The sequence below is a fragment of the Streptomyces sp. NPDC037290 genome (genome assembly GCF_055603245.1).
Window position 1 is genome coordinate 49,574 of sequence record NZ_JBVJVZ010000013.1, and the last position, 16,892, is coordinate 66,465.

At 72.4% G+C, this 16,892-nt stretch carries 16 protein-coding genes; 15 read left to right on the plus strand and 1 reads right to left on the minus strand.

Translation table 11 applies throughout. The features are described 5' to 3' along the window. Positions 1 to 108 precede the first annotated feature (108 nt). The 7 genes from rpe to ACZ7HQ_RS33220 all read left to right on the plus strand — a co-directional run bounded on the left by rpe (position 109) and on the right by ACZ7HQ_RS33220 (position 6,854). The gene (gene rpe, locus ACZ7HQ_RS33190) at positions 109 to 795 is read left to right on the plus strand and encodes a ribulose-phosphate 3-epimerase (RefSeq protein WP_470998092.1); all 687 of its coding nucleotides are present in this window, start codon (positions 109 to 111) and stop codon (positions 793 to 795) included. 90 nt (positions 796 to 885) lie between these two features. Continuing rightward, positions 886 to 1,929: a sugar-binding transcriptional regulator gene (locus ACZ7HQ_RS33195; protein ID WP_470998094.1), complete on the plus strand. Its 1,044-nt coding sequence runs from the start codon at positions 886 to 888 to the stop codon at positions 1,927 to 1,929. Between the two features lie 318 nt (positions 1,930 to 2,247). Next, a complete protein-coding gene (locus tag ACZ7HQ_RS33200) occupies positions 2,248 to 2,640 on the plus strand; it encodes a guanyl-specific ribonuclease (protein ID WP_470998298.1) in 393 nt (130 codons plus the stop codon). Beyond that, complete coding sequence (locus tag ACZ7HQ_RS33205; RefSeq protein WP_470998096.1) at positions 2,637 to 2,951, plus strand: barstar family protein; 315 nt, start codon at positions 2,637 to 2,639, stop codon at positions 2,949 to 2,951. The genes ACZ7HQ_RS33200 and ACZ7HQ_RS33205 overlap by 4 nt, the downstream gene beginning before the upstream one ends. A gap of 132 nt (positions 2,952 to 3,083) precedes the next feature. Next, positions 3,084 to 4,526, plus strand: a complete 1,443-nt coding sequence (locus ACZ7HQ_RS33210) for a GuaB1 family IMP dehydrogenase-related protein (RefSeq protein WP_470998098.1) — start codon at positions 3,084 to 3,086, stop codon at positions 4,524 to 4,526. Positions 4,527 to 4,886: 360 nt separating this feature from the next. Beyond that, positions 4,887 to 6,374, plus strand: coding sequence for an amino acid permease (locus ACZ7HQ_RS33215; RefSeq protein ID WP_470998100.1), 1,488 nt, complete (start codon positions 4,887 to 4,889; stop codon positions 6,372 to 6,374). A 27-nt stretch (positions 6,375 to 6,401) separates the two neighbouring features. Continuing rightward, positions 6,402 to 6,854, plus strand: a complete 453-nt coding sequence (locus ACZ7HQ_RS33220; RefSeq protein ID WP_030343799.1) for an Lrp/AsnC family transcriptional regulator — start codon at positions 6,402 to 6,404, stop codon at positions 6,852 to 6,854. Positions 6,855 to 6,909: 55 nt separating this feature from the next. On the opposite strand, the gene ACZ7HQ_RS33225 is transcribed toward ACZ7HQ_RS33220, so the two are convergent. Continuing rightward, positions 6,910 to 7,650 carry a GntR family transcriptional regulator gene (locus tag ACZ7HQ_RS33225; protein ID WP_470998103.1) on the minus strand — a complete coding sequence of 247 codons (741 nt, stop codon included), beginning with the start codon at positions 7,648 to 7,650 and terminating at the stop codon, positions 6,910 to 6,912. A 213-nt stretch (positions 7,651 to 7,863) separates the two neighbouring features. On the opposite strand from ACZ7HQ_RS33225, the gene ACZ7HQ_RS33230 reads away from it, so the two are divergent. From ACZ7HQ_RS33230 to ACZ7HQ_RS33265, 8 genes are all read left to right on the plus strand, one after another. After that, complete coding sequence (locus ACZ7HQ_RS33230) at positions 7,864 to 9,024, plus strand: ABC transporter substrate-binding protein (protein WP_470998105.1); 1,161 nt, start codon at positions 7,864 to 7,866, stop codon at positions 9,022 to 9,024. Next, positions 9,021 to 9,920: an ABC transporter permease gene (locus ACZ7HQ_RS33235; RefSeq protein WP_470998108.1), complete on the plus strand. Its 900-nt coding sequence runs from the start codon at positions 9,021 to 9,023 to the stop codon at positions 9,918 to 9,920. The genes ACZ7HQ_RS33230 and ACZ7HQ_RS33235 overlap by 4 nt, the downstream gene beginning before the upstream one ends. Continuing rightward, positions 9,905 to 10,726 (plus strand): ABC transporter permease, encoded by an 822-nt coding sequence (locus ACZ7HQ_RS33240; protein ID WP_470998111.1) that lies wholly within the window; start codon positions 9,905 to 9,907, stop codon positions 10,724 to 10,726. The genes ACZ7HQ_RS33235 and ACZ7HQ_RS33240 overlap by 16 nt, the downstream gene beginning before the upstream one ends. An 8-nt stretch (positions 10,727 to 10,734) precedes the next feature. Next, complete coding sequence (locus ACZ7HQ_RS33245) at positions 10,735 to 11,811, plus strand: ABC transporter ATP-binding protein (RefSeq protein WP_470998114.1); 1,077 nt, start codon at positions 10,735 to 10,737, stop codon at positions 11,809 to 11,811. A 14-nt stretch (positions 11,812 to 11,825) separates the two neighbouring features. Next, positions 11,826 to 13,292, plus strand: coding sequence for an HAD-IA family hydrolase (locus ACZ7HQ_RS33250; RefSeq protein ID WP_470998117.1), 1,467 nt, complete (start codon positions 11,826 to 11,828; stop codon positions 13,290 to 13,292). A gap of 95 nt (positions 13,293 to 13,387) precedes the next feature. Further along, positions 13,388 to 16,030, plus strand: coding sequence for a sensor histidine kinase (locus ACZ7HQ_RS33255; protein ID WP_470998119.1), 2,643 nt, complete (start codon positions 13,388 to 13,390; stop codon positions 16,028 to 16,030). Beyond that, positions 16,020 to 16,448, plus strand: a complete 429-nt coding sequence (locus ACZ7HQ_RS33260; protein ID WP_470998122.1) for a roadblock/LC7 domain-containing protein — start codon at positions 16,020 to 16,022, stop codon at positions 16,446 to 16,448. The genes ACZ7HQ_RS33255 and ACZ7HQ_RS33260 overlap by 11 nt, the downstream gene beginning before the upstream one ends. A 7-nt stretch (positions 16,449 to 16,455) precedes the next feature. Continuing rightward, positions 16,456 to 16,839 carry a DUF742 domain-containing protein gene (locus tag ACZ7HQ_RS33265; protein WP_470998125.1) on the plus strand — a complete coding sequence of 128 codons (384 nt, stop codon included), beginning with the start codon at positions 16,456 to 16,458 and terminating at the stop codon, positions 16,837 to 16,839. Positions 16,840 to 16,892: the final 53 nt, after the last annotated feature.

Here is a 16,892-nt window from a genome sequence, read left to right on the forward strand (position 1 = left end):
AAAGGGGTGCGGGGAACTGCGCGAGCAACCCCCACCGGCCCGCAGACAGACCACAACCGCGACGGACCGCCGTTACAGCCCAGCGCAGCGGCATGGCAGGCTTGGGGCATGGCCGCACAGATCAACCCCAGCATCCTGTCCGCCGACTTCGCACGCCTCGCGGAGGAGGCCAAGGCGGTCCAGGGCGCCGACTGGCTCCATGTCGACGTCATGGACAACCACTTCGTCCCGAACCTCACGCTCGGCGTGCCGGTCGTGGAGTCCCTGGCGCGTGCGACGGACACCCCGCTGGACTGCCACCTCATGATCGAGGACCCCGACCGCTGGGCGCCCCAGTACGTCGAGGCGGGTGCCTCCTCCGTCACGTTCCACGTGGAGGCGGCCGCCGCGCCCGTGCGGCTCGCCCGGGAGATCCGCGCCAAGGGCGCCCGCGCCTCCATGGCGCTCAAGCCCGCGACGCCGATCGAGCCGTTCGAGGACCTGCTCCCTGAACTCGACATGCTGCTGATCATGACGGTCGAGCCCGGCTTCGGCGGTCAGGCGTTCCTCGACATCATGCTGCCGAAGATCCGCCGCTCGCGTGAGCTGATCAGCAAGCACGGTCTGCAGCTGTGGCTGCAGGTGGACGGCGGTGTCTCGGCCTCGACGATCGAGCAGTGCGCGGACGCGGGAGCGGACGTGTTCGTGGCAGGCTCGGCCGTGTACGGGGCGAAGGACCCCGCGGAAGCGGTCCGTGCACTGCGCACGCAGGCGGAGGCGGCCACCGCCAAGGCGTCCTGGGCATGCGACCACTGAGCCACAGGTACGTGAACGGTTAAGTGAACGCCGCCCTTCAGGGCGGATCAGCCGCGCCGAATCTGCAAGGATGAACGGCGAATCCAGAGTGTGAACAGCAGTGAGGAGATCGCCGTGTCGGGTATGTCGGCGGGCCGGTCAGCCATGCGGATGGGACCCGCTGAGCTGGTGCAGGCGGCGGCCATGGCCCGCCGCTTCTACCTCGAGGGCAAGTCCAAGATCCAGATCGCGGAGGAGTTCGGCGTCAGCCGCTTCAAGGTGGCCCGGGTCCTGGAGACGGCCCTCGAACGGGATCTCGTGCGCATCGAGATCCGTGTCCCGGCCGAGCTGGACGCCGAGCGCTCCGACGCGCTGCGCGCCCGCTACGGCCTGAGGCACGCCGTCGTGGTCGAGTCCCCGGCCGAGGCCGAGGAGACCCCCGACCCCGAGAACCTCGGTGAGGTCGCCGCCGACCTGCTCGGCGAGCTCGTCAACGAGGGGGACGTGCTCGGGCTGGCCTGGGGCCGGTCCACCATCCACATGGCGGCGGCGCTCGACCGGCTGCCGCCGTGCACGGTCGTGCAGCTGACGGGTGTGTACGACGCCGGGACCTCGGAGCGTGGCTCGGTCGAGGCCGTGCGCCGCGCCGCCCAGGTGTCGGGCGGCGACGCCCACCCCATCTACGCGCCGATGCTGCTGCCGGACGCGGCCACCGCGGCCGCGCTGCGCAACCAGACCGGGATCGCCCGGGCCTACGAGTACTTCGACAAGGTCACGGTCGCCTGTGTCTCCATCGGTTCGTGGGAGCCGGGCATCTCGACGGTGCACGACATGCTCAGCGACCAGGAGCGGGCGCACTACGCCTCGCTCGGTGTCGCCGCCGAGATGGCGGCGCACCTCTTCGACGCCGAGGGGCGCCGGATCGGGCGGGACCTGGGGGAGCGGTGCATCACCGTCAAGGCCGACCAGCTGCGCCGTATCCCGGAGGTCGTGGCGATCGCCGGCGGACAGCGCAAGGCGTCCGCGATCGACGCGGTGCTGCGGTCCGGGCTGGTCACCAGCCTGGTCACGGACACCTCCGCCGCGGACTACCTGATGACGGCCGGGCCGGCCCCGAAGCCCGCGCTCAGCCGGGCGGACCCCGACGGACACTGACGGGCGCCACGGGGTGGCACGCGGCGGCTCTCACGGCGGGGGTGGTGGCCGCCGCGCGTCCCGACGGCCGTAGCGGGGGCGTGGCGGCCCGTGGCCGCCGTCCCGGGGCCGACGGTCCGCGAGGGCGGGCTGCGGCGGTGGGGCGGCGATGTCGTGGCGGTGGCGCCGGACCCGGACGGCCGTGGCAGCATCGTCGGCATGCTGCCACGGTTCGTCCTCCACAGGCCCGGACGCTCCCCGACGCCGCCGCCCGCGTCCCCGTGGCTCCTGTCGCCGCCCCGTGCGCTCGTGGGTCTGCTGGCGGTCGTGCTCGCCGTCCTGCTCGCCGGATGTTCGTCCGGCGGCCACCAGGGGCCGGGCGCCGGCGACGGCTCGGGTACGGGGCCGCGTTCCTCCGGCGCCGGCGTGTCCGCGCCGGCCTGGGTGCCGCACGGCATGGGCACGGTCAGGGAGTCCCAGCTGCCGACCGAGGCCCGCGGGACGCTTGCCCTCATCGACAAGGGCGGTCCTTTCCCGTACGCCAAGGACGGCGTGGTCTTCGGGAACTTCGAGGGGCGGCTGCCCGGGCACCAGCGGGGCTACTACCACGAGTACACCGTCAGGACGCCCGGCTCGCGCGACCGCGGGGCCCGGCGCATCGTGACCGGGCAGAGCGGGGAGACCTACTACACCGATGATCACTACAACTCGTTCCGGGCGGTGCTGAGATGACGGAAGTCGTGGTCACGCTGGACCTCGATCGTGTCGCGGACAAGGCCGGCCTGATGGACCGCGCCGCACGGGCCCTCGCGCTGCCCGACTGGTTCGGCCGCAACTGGGACGCGCTGGCCGACTCCCTCACCGACCACACCGTGTGGCCCGAGGACGCGGTCGAGCGGGGTCTGCTGATCGTCGTACGGAACTGGCGGCCGTACGCCGAGGCCCGGCCGGACGAGTGGCGGATCGCGCAGGAGGTTTTCGCCGAGGCCGCGGACCACACGCCCGCCCTGTCCGTCGCCCTCGCCCTTGGAGGATCCTCCTAGGTGATCGGCGCTCACCCTGGATGTTCCGTGGGGGCGTCACAGCGGCCCCGACATGGGAGAATGAAGTACGTGCTCTTTCCCCCTGGCGCACCCGTCCGGGGGTCACCTCTGATCGACTGGGATGTGCAGCACGTGCGTTTCCTCAATGACATCCAGCCCGCGTACGACCTGACGTACGACGACGTGTTCATGGTGCCGAGCCGCTCCGCGGTGGGCTCGCGTCAGGGCGTGGACCTCAGCTCGCCGGACGGCACGGGCACCACCATCCCGCTCGTCGTCGCCAACATGACCGCCATCGCCGGCCGCCGCATGGCCGAGACGATGGCCCGCCGCGGCGGCCTGGTGGTCATCCCGCAGGACATCCCGATCGACGTCGTCACCGACGTCGTCTCCTGGGTGAAGAGCCGCCACCTGGTGCTCGACACGCCGATCGTGCTGGCCCCGCACCAGACCGTCGCCGACGCCCTCGCGCTGCTGCCCAAGCGGGCCCACAACGCGGGCGTGGTCGTGGACGAGAACCAGCGGCCGGTCGGTGTCGTCACCGACCAGGACCTGACCGGCGTCGACCGCTTCACCCAGCTCGAAGTGGTCATGTCCAAGGACCTGCTGCTGCTCGACGCGGACATCGACCCGCGCGAGGCCTTCAACACCCTCGACCACCACAACCGCCGCTACGCCCCGGCCGTCGACAAGGACGGCAAGCTGGCCGGCATCCTCACCCGCAAGGGCGCCCTGCGCGCCACGCTGTACACCCCGGCCGTCGACAGGAACGGCAAGCTGCGCATCGCCGCCGCCGTCGGCATCAACGGCGATGTGGCGGGCAAGGCCAAGCAGCTGCTCGACGCGGGCGTGGACACGCTCGTCATCGACACCGCGCACGGCCACCAGGAGTCGATGATCAGCGCCATCAAGGTGGTGCGCGCCCTCGACCCGCAGGTCCCGATCGTCGCGGGCAACATCGTCTCCGCCGAGGGCGTGAAGGACCTGATCGACGCCGGCGCGGACATCATCAAGGTCGGTGTGGGCCCCGGCGCCATGTGCACCACCCGCATGATGACCGGCGTGGGCCGGCCGCAGTTCTCCGCGGTGCTGGAGTGCGCCGCCGAGGCGAAGAAGTACGGCAAGCACGTGTGGGCCGACGGCGGTGTCCGCCACCCCCGCGACGTGGCCATGGCGCTCGCGGCCGGCGCGTCCAACGTGATGGTCGGTTCGTGGTTCGCGGGCACCTACGAGTCCCCGGGCGACCTCCAGCACGACGCCAACGGCCGCGCGTACAAGGAGTCGTTCGGCATGGCCTCCGCGCGCGCCGTGGCCAACCGCACGTCCGAGGAGTCCGGCTACGACCGCGCCCGCAAGGCGCTGTTCGAGGAGGGCATCTCCACCTCCCGCATGTTCCTCGACCCGGCCCGGCCGGGCGTCGAGGACCTGATCGACTCGATCATCGCGGGCGTCCGCTCCTCCTGCACCTACGCCGGGGCGGGCTCCCTGGAGGAGTTCGCGGAGAAGGCCATCGTCGGCATCCAGAGCGCGGCCGGCTACGCCGAGGGCAAGCCGCTGCACGCCAGCTGGAGCTGACCGGCGAGCCTCGCCCCTGCACGGCCCCTGTTCTTCCCACCGGGAAGGGCGGGGGCCGTCCGCGTTTCCGGGCCGCCCGCGCTTCCGGAGGGCTCCTCATCACTTATGTGGGCAAAGGTGACTGTGAGGTTGCTGTGCAACGGTCGACAGCCCGCACGCAACGATTTGGCGTTCCGGGCACAGGAACGCAATGATCATCCGGGGACGCGCAAGGTTGCTGCATTACGCCCGTGAAGGCCCGCCTCATAGGGTGCTCGTCTGTACGTGGCGTGGCGGGGATCCCGCTCGGTGGGTTCCTGCCCTCGCAGGTCCGCCATCGGTCCCCGTCCGCAATGACCGGCAGGATGAAGGAGCCAGCGCGTGCTCGACCAAGGCGCACCCCCGCACGACCGCACAGCGACCGCCGCCGCCCCCTGGGGCGTCGCCGCGCGCCTCATGCGGCGCAAGCCCGTGGAACGCCTGGTCGCGGAGGGCGGCCACGGTGAGGGAGGATCGCTGCGGCGCTCCCTCGGCCTGTGGCAGCTGACCATGATCAGCATCGGTGCCACGCTCGGCACCGGCATCTTCGTCGTCCTTGGCAACGCCGTGCCCAAGGCGGGCCCGGCCGTCACCCTCTCCTTCGTGATCGCCGGTCTCACCGCGCTGTTCTCGGCCCTGTCCTACGCCGAGCTGGCCGGCACCATCCCGGTCTCGGGCTCCTCGTACTCGTACGCATACGCAACCCTGGGCGAACTGATCGCCTGGGTCTGCGGCTGGTGCCTGCTGCTGGAGTACGGCGTCTCGGTCGCCGCGGTGGCCGTCGGCTGGGGCGAGTACCTCAACGAGCTGCTCGACGGCACCATAGGCGTGACCATCCCGACGGCCCTGTCGGCGCCGCCCGGCGACGGCGGCATCTTCAACCTGCCGGCCCTGATCGTCGTGCTCCTCGCGATGGTTTTCCTGCTCGGCGGTGCCAAGGAGTCCGCGCGGGCCAACACGATCATGGTGTGCGTGAAGATCGCCGCGCTGGTCCTGTTCTGCGCGATCGGCTTCATGGGCTTCAAGTCCGGCAACTACTCCCACTTCATGCCGCTCGGCATGGCGGGCGTCAGCGGCGCCGCCGGCACGCTGTTCTTCTCGTACATCGGCTTCGACGCCGCTTCCACCGCCGGTGAGGAGGCGAAGGACGCCCAGCGCGACCTGCCCCGCGCGATCATGCTCTCGCTGGTCATCGTGACCGCCCTGTACGTGCTGGTCGCGGCCGTCGCCGTCGGCGCCAAGCCGTGGCGGCAGTTCAACGACTCCGAGGCCGCGCTCGCCCAGATCATGAAGGACGTCACCGGCCAGAGCTTCTGGGCCACCCTGCTGGCCTTCTGCGCCGTCATCGCCATCGCGAGCGTCGTCCTGACCGTGCTCTACGGCCAGACCCGCATCCTGTTCGCCATGTCCCGCGACGGCCTGGTGCCCAAGATCTTCGCCAGGGTGCACCCGAAGACCGGTGCCCCGCGCGCCAACACCGTCATCGTGTCGGTGTTCTGCGGTGTCCTCGCCGCCGCGATCCCGCTGGGCCAGCTGGCGGACGCCACCAGCATCGGCACGCTGTTCGCCTTCGGCCTCGTCAACGTGGCCGTCGTCGTGCTGCGCCGGACCCGGCCGGCCATGCACCGCACCTTCCGGGTGCCGCTGTCGCCGCTGCTGCCCGCGCTGGGCTTCGCCTTCTGCGTCTGGATGATGGGCAGCCTGTCGGCCGTCACGTGGATCGTGTTCGGTGTCTGGATGGCTGTCGGGCTCGTGTTCTACTTCGTGTACGGCTACCGCCGTTCCCGTCTCGCGACCGGTGAGGACCTCGCGGTGACGGCAGAGAAGTGACCGAACCGGAGAAGTGAACCACCCCCTGTGCTGAACGATCTCGACGAACGCATCGTGCACGCCCTCGCCGAGGACGCCCGCCGCTCCTACGCGGACATCGGGCAGATGGTCGGCCTGTCCGCGCCCGCCGTGAAGCGGCGCGTGGACCGGCTGCGTGCCACCGGAGCGATCACCGGGTTCACCGTCCGGGTGGATCCGGCGGCGCTCGGCTGGGAGACCGAGGGGTACATCGAGATCTACTGCCGGCGCAACACCTCGCCGGAGACCATCCAGCGGGGTCTGGAGCGCTATCAGGAGGTCGTGGCCGCGTCGACCGTCACCGGTGACGCGGACGCGATCGCCCAGGTCTTCGCGTCCGACATGCGTCACTTCGAGCGGGTGCTGGAGCGGATCGCCGGGGAGCCGTTCGTGGAGCGGACCAAATCGGTGCTCGTGCTGTCACCGTTGCTGCGGCGCTTTTCCTCCGGGGCGCCGGGGTAGGGGGCGGAATCCGGCTCGGGGCGCGCCGTCGGCACTCGACGACGCGCCCCGAGTCCTATTCCGTGGCCTTGCGCGCCAGCGCGTTGCTGTCGATCGAGTTGTGCACGCTGAAGCTCACCGCGTCCGGGCGGTACCGGTCGTCCGACCACTCCACCGGGCGCCCTTCGCGTGTCGTCGTCACCCGCCTCACCCGCAGCAGCGGACTCGTACGGCGAACGCCCAGCAACTCGGCGTCCTGCGCACCGGCGGCGACCGCGTCGATCACATGCTCCCCGTAGGCGAAGACCAGCCCCGTGTCGTCGTACAGCCGCTGTGTGACCGAGGCGCAGTCCGGCTCGATGGACTCGACCGCCGGGGAGATCCAGTCGGCGTACACGGTCCGCTCGAGCAGCACCGGCTCGCCGTCCAGACCGCGCACCCGCAGGACGTGCAACACCTGGGTGGCGACGGGGAGTTGGAGGCGTACGGCGTCCTCGTGGGTGGCCGGGCGGTACTCCTGCGTCACCACGTGGCCCGTGGCCTCGCGGCCCATCGCGCGGGCCCACTGGGCGAAGCTGCGCAGTTCCTCGAAGGTCTGGCTGCGGCGGCTGGCGAGCACGACGCGCCTGGCGCCCTGACGGGAGCCGATCAGGCCCTCGGCGGTCAGGGTGGCGACGGCCTGGCGGACCGTGCCGCGGGAGACGCCGTAGTGCGCGGCCAGCTCCGACTCCGAGGGCAGGCGGCTGCCGACCGTGTACTCCTCGCGGTCGATCGCCCGCCGCAGCTCATCGGCGATCTCCTCGTGTCGCGCCGTCATGCTTCCCCTCTGCTCAGGTCGCTGTGCACAGCGTGACCAGCCTAATCGAGACCTGAGTGTGATCCGCAACGGTCTGGATTGTGCAGCCAACAAGGGCCCAGAGTTTCGCTCACGTTTACAGACAGGACACCGTGAGCGGGCGTACTGTGACGCAACTTGTTCAGACAAGTTCTCCGCACTGCCTCAACCCTCGTGTGCACCCCTGGAGAGACCGTGACCGTGTCCCTGCCGAGAAACGCCGTCCTCGGCGGCTCCCTCGCCGTCGTCGCCGCGCTCGCACTCAGCGCCTGCGGCGCCGCCCCCGACAAGGCGTCGACCACCACCAAGGACGGCAAGAACGCCGCCACCGCCACCGCCGCGGCCGACTTCGGCGGCATGGACGCCCTGGTCAAGGCGGCCAGGCAGGAGGGCACGCTGCACATCATCGCGGTGCCCCGCGACTGGGCCAACTACGGCGCCGTCATCGACGGATTCCAGAAGAAGTACGGCATCAAGATCCAGGACGAGAGCCCCGACGGCACCAGCGAGGAGGAGATCAGCGCCGTCACCACCCGCAAGGGCCAGGACCGCGCCCCCGACGTCCTCGACCTCGGCTCCTCGTTCGCGCTGAGCGCCGCCCAGCAGGGCCTGCTCGCGCCCTACAAGGTGGCCTCCTACGGTGACATCCCCGAGGCTCAGAAGGACCCGCAGGCCCGCTGGTACAACGACTACGGCGGCTACATCTCCATCGGCTGCGACGCCAAGCGCGTCAAGCAGTGCCCGACCACCTTCAAGGACCTGCTCAAGCCCCGGTACAAGGGCCAGGTCGCGCTCAACGGCAACCCCACCAAGTCCGGCTCGGCCTTCGGCGGCGTCTACGCGGCGGCCCTCGCGAACGGCGGCTCCTTCGACGACATCCAGCCCGGCCTGGACTTCTTCGCCAAGCTGAAGAAGAGCGGCAACTACACGCCCGTCGAGTCCACCCCGGCCACCGTCGAGAAGGGCGAGACGCCCATCTCCATCGACTGGGACTACCTGAACGCCGGCTACGCCAAGGAGTTCAGGTCCAAGGGTCTCGACTGGAAGGTCGCCGTCCCGAGCGACGGCCAGTACGCCCAGTACTACTGCCAGGGCATCAACAAGGACGCCCCGCACCCGGCGGCCGCCCGCCTGTGGCAGGAGTACCTGTACAGCGCCGAGGGCCAGAACCTGTGGCTCAAGGGCTACGCCCGTCCGGCCCTGATGGCCGCCATGGAGAAGGCCGGCACCCTCGACAAGACGGCCGCCGCCCAGCTGCCGAAGGTCACCGGCACGCCGTCCTTCCCGACCGAGACCCAGCAGAGCAAGGCCAAGACGGTCATCGCCCAGGGCTGGGGTAAGGCCGTCTCCGGATGACCGCCGCTCTCCCGCGCGCGGACGTGGCGCCCGTCGCTTCGGCGAAGCGGCGGCGCCGCGCCCCCGGCTGGCTGGCGGTCGTACCGCTGCTGGTCTTCGTCGCCATCGCCTTCGGCCTGCCCGCCGTCGCCATCGTGAACGGCGCCTTCTCGGCCGACGACGCCACCACGGGCGCCACCACCTACACCGGCGCCAACATGACGGCCTCGCTGCAGGGCCCGTACCTCACCGCCCTGCTCGGCAGTGTCAAGCTGTCCGCGATCTCCGCCGCGCTCGGCGCCCTGTTCGGGCTGCCGCTCGCCCAGGCCGTGGTCTCCTCCCGCTCCCGCTGGCTGCGCGAGGCCGTGCTGACCGCCTCCGGTGTGCTCGCCAACTTCGGCGGCGTCCCGCTGGCCTTCGCCTTCGTCGCCACCCTCGGCAACGCGGGCGTGCTGACCGTGCACCTGGGCCTGAAGGACGGCGGCTGGGACCTGTACAGCTTCTGGGGCCTGGTCCTCGTCTACCTGTACTTCCTCATCCCGCTCATGGTCCTCACCATCACCCCCGCGCTGGACGGCCTGCGCGCGCAGTGGCGGGAGGCCGCGCTGAACAACGGCGCCAGCGGTGTGCAGTACTGGCGGCACGTGGCCCTGCCCGTGCTCGCGCCCTCGCTGCTCGGTGGCCTGGTCCTGCTGTTCGGCAGCGCCTTCGCCGCCTACGCCACCGCCGCCGCCATGGTCGGCAGCGCGGTCCCGCTGGTCACCCTGCAGATCGCCGACGCCCTGTCCGGCAACGTCCTGGTCGGCCAGGAGAACGTCGCCCTCGCCCTCAGCCTCGACATGGTCCTGGTGGCGGGCCTGGTGATGGCCGTGTACCTGCCCCTTCAGCGACGGAGTGCCCGATGGCTCGACGCCTGACCCTGTGGCGGTGGGTCGTCCTCGGCCTCGCCGCCCTGTACTTCCTGGTGCCGCTCGCCGCCTCCGCGGTCTTCACGGTGGACGTGCCCGGACAGGGCGTCACCCTCGACGCCTACACCAAGATCCTCTCCGCCGACGGCTTCCTGCCCAGCCTGCTGCTCTCGCTGGAACTGGCCCTCGCCACCATCGCGGTCGTGCTGCTGCTGATGGTGCCCGCCGTGGTCGCGCTCCGGCTCGGCTCGCCCCGGCTGCGGCCGGTGGTGGAGGTGGTGTGCTCACTGCCGCTGGTGGTGCCGCCCATCGCGTTCGTCGCCGGCATCGCCACCGTCCTCAAGTGGGGCCCGGAGCGGTTGTCCCGCACCCCGCTGTTCGAGACGTTCGTGGTGATCCAGAACGACCGGTTCCCCGTCGTGCTGGTCCTCGCCTACGTCGTGATGGCCCTGCCGTTCGTCTACCGGGCCCTGGACGCCGGCCTGCGCGCCATGGACGTACGGACCCTCGTCGAGGCGGCCCGCAGCTGCGGCGCCTCCTGGCCCAAGGCCCTGGTCCGGGCCGTCCTGCCCAACCTGCGCGGGGCCCTGCTGAACGCCTCCTTCCTCACCCTGGCCCTGGTCCTCGGCGAGTTCACGGTCTCCCATCTGCTCGGCTACACCCCCTTCGCCGTGTGGATCTACAACGTCGGCGGCGAGCAGGCCCAGATGTCCGTCGCCGTGTCCGTGCTCAGCCTGCTCGTCACCTGGGCCCTGCTCCTCGCGCTCGCCGGTGCCGGCGGCGGACGCAACCGAACCGCCAACTCCCGGGGATGACACACACCATGACCGCCACCACGCTCGAGAAGGCCGTCGCAGAAAAGGCCGCCACCGTCGAGTTCCGTTCGCTGCGACGGGAGTTCGGGGCCACCGTCGCCCTCGACGGGCTCGACCTGACCGTCCGCCCGGGGGAGTTCCTGGCCCTGCTCGGCCCCTCCGGCTGCGGCAAGACCACCGCGCTGCGCATGCTCGCCGGCTTCGAACACCCCGACTCCGGCGCCGTACTGGTGGACGGCGAGGACGTCACGCACGTCCCGGCCCACCGCCGCGACGCCGGCATGGTCTTCCAGTCGTACAGCCTCTTCCCGCACCTGAACGCCGTCGACAACGTCGCCTTCGGGCTGCGCATGCGCGGCATCCGTACGGCCGAACGGCGCGCCCGGGCCGCCGAGTTGCTCGAACTGGTCGGCCTCGCGGACAAGGGCGAACGCTATCCGCACCAGCTCTCCGGCGGCCAGCAGCAGCGCATCGCGCTGGCCCGCGCCCTGGCCCTGCGCCCGCGCGTGCTGCTGCTCGACGAGCCGCTGTCCGCGCTGGACGCCAAGGTGCGGCTCACCCTGCGCGAGGAGATCCGCCGGCTCCAGCAGGAGCTGGGCATCACGACGCTGTTCGTCACCCACGACCAGGAGGAGGCCCTCTCGGTCGCCGACCGGGTCGCCGTCATGCGCGCCGGCCGCCTCGAACAGTGCGCCGGGCCCGCCGAGTTGTACGGCCGCCCCGCCACCGCCTTCGTCGCCGAGTTCGTCGGCACCATGAGCCGGATCCCGGGCGGGCTGAAGGACGGCACGGCCGAGGTGCTCGGGCAGCGGCTGCCCGCCGACGGCGAGGTGCCCGACGGCGAGGTGGACGTGCTGGTGCGGCCCGAGGCCGTACAGGTGCGCCCGGACGAGCAGGGCACCGCCCGGATCGTCACCACCGCGTTCCTCGGTGCGGTCGTCCGGGTCACCGTACGGCTCGCCGACGGCACCGAGGTCAAGGCCGACCTGCCCGCCCACGAGGCCACCGGGCTCGGTGCGGGAGCCGCCGTCGGCGTGTCGCTGCCCGAGCGGCCGGTGCTCGTGGCCGAACGTATCCAGAAGTGAGGAATTTCCCGAACGTGACCCCCCACACCCATCAAGCCCCCCTGCAGGCAGTCCTGTTCGACATGGACGGCACGCTCGTCGACACCGAGCGGCTGTGGTGGGAGGCGGTCGAGCAGGTCGCCGGGCGCCCGCTGACCGAGGCCGACCAGCCCGACGTGCTCGGCCGCCCGGTCGAGTACACCGCCGCCTGGCTCGGTACGGCGACGGGCCGGCCGGAGGCGGACCTCGCGGCGGAGCTGCACCGCGAGTTCGCCGACCGCGTCCGCACCGGGATCGTGCCCCGGCCCGGCGCGCTGGACCTGCTGGACGCGCTGGCCGCCGCCGGCGTCCCCGCCGCTCTGGTCACCGCGTCCCCGCGGGCGGTCGCCGACGTCGTCCTCGACGCCCTCGGCACCGACCGGTTCGCGGCCTCCGTCACCGCCGACGACACCGCCCGCACCAAGCCCGCTCCCGACCCCTACCGGGCCGCCTGCCGGGCCCTCGGCGTCGACCCGGCCGCCTGCGTGGCCGTCGAGGACACCGAGACCGGTGTGGCGTCGGCGGAGGCCGCCGGGTGCGCCGTGCTCGCCGTGCCGTCCCTCGCGCCGATCGCCGCCGCTCCCGGCCGGACCGTGCGGGAGAGCCTCGCCGGGGTCACGCTGGAGGAGCTGCGCGGGATGGTCGCGACCGACCTGCGGGTCATGAGCTGGAACCTGTGGCTGGGCGGCAGTCCGGTCGACGACCACCGCGCCAAGCAGCTCAAGGCCATCCTGGAGAGCGGTGCCGACGTCGTCGGACTCCAGGAGACGGGCGGCACCGCCGCCCAGGAGCTGGCCGAGGCGCTCGGCTGGCACCACCACCGGGCCGGCGAGAACCTCGGCGTCGTCAGCCGCCATCCGATCACCGCCCGCTTCGGCGACCCGGACGTCGGCTTCTACGGCGCCGCGGGCGTCCGGATCGCCGTCGCCCCCGGCCACGAGGTCGACGTGTGGACCGCGCACCTGCACTACACGCCGTACGGCCCCTACGAGTCCGCCTTCGACGGGTTGCCGGCCGAGGAGCTGATCGCCCACGAGGAACTGAGGCTGGGTCAGATGCGGGACGCCCTGGAGCACATCGCGGAGTCGTCCGATGACGGCGTCCCGGTCGTCCTCGTCGGCGACTTCAACTGCCCCTCCCACCTGGACTGGCCGGACGTGGCCTGGCCGGTGACGAAGGCCGCCGAGGACGCGGGCTTCGCCGACTCCTACCGCGAGGCCCACCCCGACCCCGTCGCCGAGCCCGGCCACACCTGGTCGCCGGTCCACCCGGTGCACGAGGACGGCAGCGGACGGCCCGAGCCGCAGGACCGGATCGACTACGTGCTGCACCGGGGCCTGACCGTGCGGGACGCGCGGACCCTGGTCACCGGCAGCCCGCGGCCCTGGCCCGACGTCGCGGACAACGACTGGCCCTCCGACCACGCGGCGGTCGTCACCAGCTTTGCCTTGACCAGGACGTGACCCCGGGTTACCGCAGGTCACCATTGCGGTACGGGTGGCCATCCCGTAGGTTGTGCCGCGCTCTCTACTGACTGGTAACACCGGCAGGTACTCCCATGCGCTGGCCCCTCGGCCGTCCCACCACCGTCCGCACGCGGATCGTGGCGCTCGCGCTCGCCCCGGTCGTCGCGCTGATGACGCTGTGGAGCTTCGCGATGGTGTCCGTCACCGCCGAACTGCGCGCGCTCATCCGGCTCCAGGGGGTGTACGAGGACTTCGGCACCCCCGTGGACACGGCGATCGGGCAGATCCAGATCGAGCGCCGGCTGTCCGCCGCCTACCTGGGCACCCGCCTCGACACGGCCACGGCCGGCCGGCTGCTCGAACAGCAACGCCGCACCGACCGGGCCGTGGACACCATGCGGCAGGCGATCCGGGGCGGCGACCGAGGCCGGCTCACGGCCCGGCAACGGCAGGCGCTGGACGCCATGGTCACGGCGACCGGGAAGCTGGACGACCTGCGCTCGCAGGTGTTGTCCCGGCACATCACCTGGGACCGGGCGGTGGACGCGTACAGCGCGCTCGTGGAGCCCGGTTTCGACGTCGAGTCCACGCTGACCGCCCTGCAGGCCGGACAGCTCGCCCGGGAGGCACAGGTCGTCGTCGAGCTGGTGCGGGTGCGGGAGTTCGTCTCGCGGGAGGACGCGCTGGTCGCCGGGGCACGGGCGGCCGGCACCCTGACCGACCGGCAGTACGACGGCCTGACCGCGACCATCGAGGACCGGCGCGTCTTCCAGCGGACGTACGTGCCGGACCTGCCCCCCGACTCGCGTGCGCTGTTCGAGGACTTCCAGAGCGGACGGCTGTACGGCTCGCTGGTGAGCGGCGAGGACGCGCTGCTGCGGGCCGGGGCCGCCGGCGCCGGCAAGGCCGTCGCGGCGGACACCTGGCGGTCCACCACCGACCGGGCCGTGCGGCGGTACATGCAGCTGTGCACGCACTCCGCCGAGAACTCCGCCGCGCGCGGCCGGGCCTTCGCCTACCGGGAGCTGGCCAAGGCGGCCGTCGTCGGCGTGGTCGGGCTCGTCGCCGTCGGGCTGTCGCTGTGGTTCGCGGTGCGCGGGGCGCGGCGCATCTCCCGGCGTCTGGAGACCCTGCGGGACGCTGCCGACGTGCTGACGAGGGAACAGCTGCCCGACGTCATGCGCAGGCTGAGTGCCGGCGACGAGGTGGACGCGCTCGCCGAGGCGCCGCCGCTGGCCGCCGACGAGGTGCGCGACGACGAGATCGGGCAGGTCGGCCGGTCCTTCAACACCGCGCGGCTCGCCGCCGTCGAGGCCGCTGTCAGGCAGGCGACCCTGCGCCGGGGCCTGTTCGCGGTGCTGCTCAACATCGCGCGCCGCAACCAGGCCCTCGTGCACCGGCAGTTGAAGCTCGTCGACACCCTGGAACGGCGCACGGACGACCCCGACGTGCTGCGCGAACTGTTCCGCATCGACCACCTGACCACGCGCATGCGCCGGCATGCGGAGAGCCTGATCATCCTCTCCGGCTCCGCGCCCGGCCGGCGCTGGCGCCGACCGGTGCCGGTCGCGGACGTCGTCGCCTCGGCCGTCGGCGAGATCGAGGACTACGCGCGCGTGGTGGTTCCGCCGATGGCGGAGGTCGGCGTGGCGGCGGACGCGGTCGCCGACGTGGTGCATCTGATCGCCGAACTGCTGGAGAACGCCACCGTGTTCTCGCCGCCGCACACCCAGGTCACCCTCCGCACGGGCCGGGTCGGCAGCGGGTTCGTGCTGGAGATCGACGACCGGGGGCTCGGCCTCGACGCGGACGCCGCCGCCCAGGCCCACGCCACCCTCACCGACCCCGATGCCTTCGATCCCACCCGCCATGACCGCCTCGGCCTCTACGTCGTCGGCCGCCTCGCCGCGCGGCACGGCATCGAGGTCGCCCTCCGAGATTCGCCGTACGGCGGGGCGACGGCGGTGGTCCTGCTGCCGGAGGGGGTGCTGGCCCCGGTGGACTCCGGGGCCGATGGGGCCGGAGCGGGCGTACGGGCGGCGCGGGGCGCTGTACGGCAGACCGCAGGGGACACGCGCCGGGCCGACGCCGAGGAGTCCGAGGGGAGCGTCCTCCCCGAGCACCGGGCGCTGCCCGAACACGCGCACGCCGACGCGCTCGCCCCTGTACGGACGCTGCCGACGAGGGGGCGGTCCGGTGTGTCCGCGGACGGGGCCGAGCCACCGACCGGGGGACGGTCCGGTGTGTCCGCCGATGTGCCCGGGTTGTCCCCGACGGGACGGTCCGGGGCCGGCGCCGACGTGGCCGGGGTGCCCGTGAAGCCGGCCCGAGACCCCCAGGATGCGGGTCCCTTGCCCACGCGGCGGCGGCCTGTGGGCCGGCCTGCCGACGAGTCGGGGGCCGCCCGCGGACCGGAGCTGCCCGCAGGGCGGGAAACGGCCCCCGCCTCGGCGCCCGGCCCGGAAGCCGCCCCCTCCCTGCCCACCCGGGTTCGGCAGGCCTCCCTCGCTCCGGAGCTGCGCGACGACCCCGTCCAGCGGGACACCGCCCCCGAGCGCGAGATCGACGCGGACGAGATGCGGGCGATCTTCGGCGCCTTCCAGCGCGGCCTCGACCGTGGCCGCAAGGGCCTGCCGCCCGCCCCCGGCCACCCGCACGGCGCGATCCCCGAAGCCGATGCCGAAACCGTGACCAACTACGCCGACGAAGGGAGCGACACCGATCATGAACGGTGACGATCAGAACCCCGCACAGCCCGCGGGAGCGCCCGGCACGGATCTCGGCTGGCTGCTCGACGACCTCGTGGCCCGTACCGACCACGTCCGCCAGGCCGTGCTGCTCACTGCCGACGGCCTCCCGCTGAGCTGTTCGGAGGGCATGCGCCGGCGCGACATCGAACACCTGGCCGCCGTCTGCTCCGGCTTCCACGGCCTGGCCCGCTCGGCGGGGGAGCGGTTCGCGGCGGGCGGGGTGCGGCAGACCATGGTCATGCTGGAGGACGCCTACCTCTTCATCACCCCGGCCGGGCACGGCAGCCGGCTCGCCGTGCTCAGCGAGGCCCGCACCGACGTCGGCCAGCTCGCCCACGAGATGGCCCTGCTCGTCCGCCGCCTCGGCCGCCACCTGGACGCGGCCGCCCGCACCTCCAGCTGATCCCGCGGTGAGCGACGAGCACTGGTACGAGGACGAGACCGGGTCGATGGTGCGCCCCTACACCGTCACCCGGGGCCGCACCCGGCCCTCGGACCGGCACGACCTCGATCTGATGTCCCGGGTGACCGCGCTGGAGCCGGACGGCGGGGCTCAGCCGGAGCTCGACCATGCCCGGGCGTCCCTGCTGGATCTGATCCGCCGGGGCCCGCGGCCCGTCGCCGAGCTGGCCGCGGACGCCGACCTGCCCCTGACCGTCGTCCGGGTGCTGCTCGGCGACCTGGCCGAGGCCGGCCTGGTCCGCGTCGACCGGCCCCGCCGCCTCTCTCTCGCCGGTCCGGCCGCCGACCCGGAGCTGCTGCGGGAGATCATGCAGCGGTTGAAGGAGCTGTAGGCGAGGGCGTGCCGCTGTCAGATGGGAGCCCGGAGCCGAGCCGGTCCGGAAAG

Bases quoted from the DNA above. Each gene is read 5' to 3' on its own strand.
- ACZ7HQ_RS33225 (WP_470998103.1), bottom strand. From the start codon at position 7,650: ATGACGGCGCGACACGAGGAGATCGCCGATGAGCTGCGGCGGGCGATC.
- ACZ7HQ_RS33205 (WP_470998096.1), top strand. From the start codon at position 2,637: ATGACGGAAGTCGTGGTCACGCTGGACCTCGATCGTGTCGCGGACAAG.
- rpe (WP_470998092.1), top strand. From the start codon at position 109: ATGGCCGCACAGATCAACCCCAGCATCCTGTCCGCCGACTTCGCACGC.
- ACZ7HQ_RS33245 (WP_470998114.1), top strand. From the start codon at position 10,735: ATGACCGCCACCACGCTCGAGAAGGCCGTCGCAGAAAAGGCCGCCACC.
- ACZ7HQ_RS33240 (WP_470998111.1), top strand. From the start codon at position 9,905: ATGGCTCGACGCCTGACCCTGTGGCGGTGGGTCGTCCTCGGCCTCGCC.
- ACZ7HQ_RS33255 (WP_470998119.1), top strand. From the start codon at position 13,388: ATGCGCTGGCCCCTCGGCCGTCCCACCACCGTCCGCACGCGGATCGTG.
- ACZ7HQ_RS33235 (WP_470998108.1), top strand. From the start codon at position 9,021: ATGACCGCCGCTCTCCCGCGCGCGGACGTGGCGCCCGTCGCTTCGGCG.
- ACZ7HQ_RS33260 (WP_470998122.1), top strand. From the start codon at position 16,020: ATGAACGGTGACGATCAGAACCCCGCACAGCCCGCGGGAGCGCCCGGC.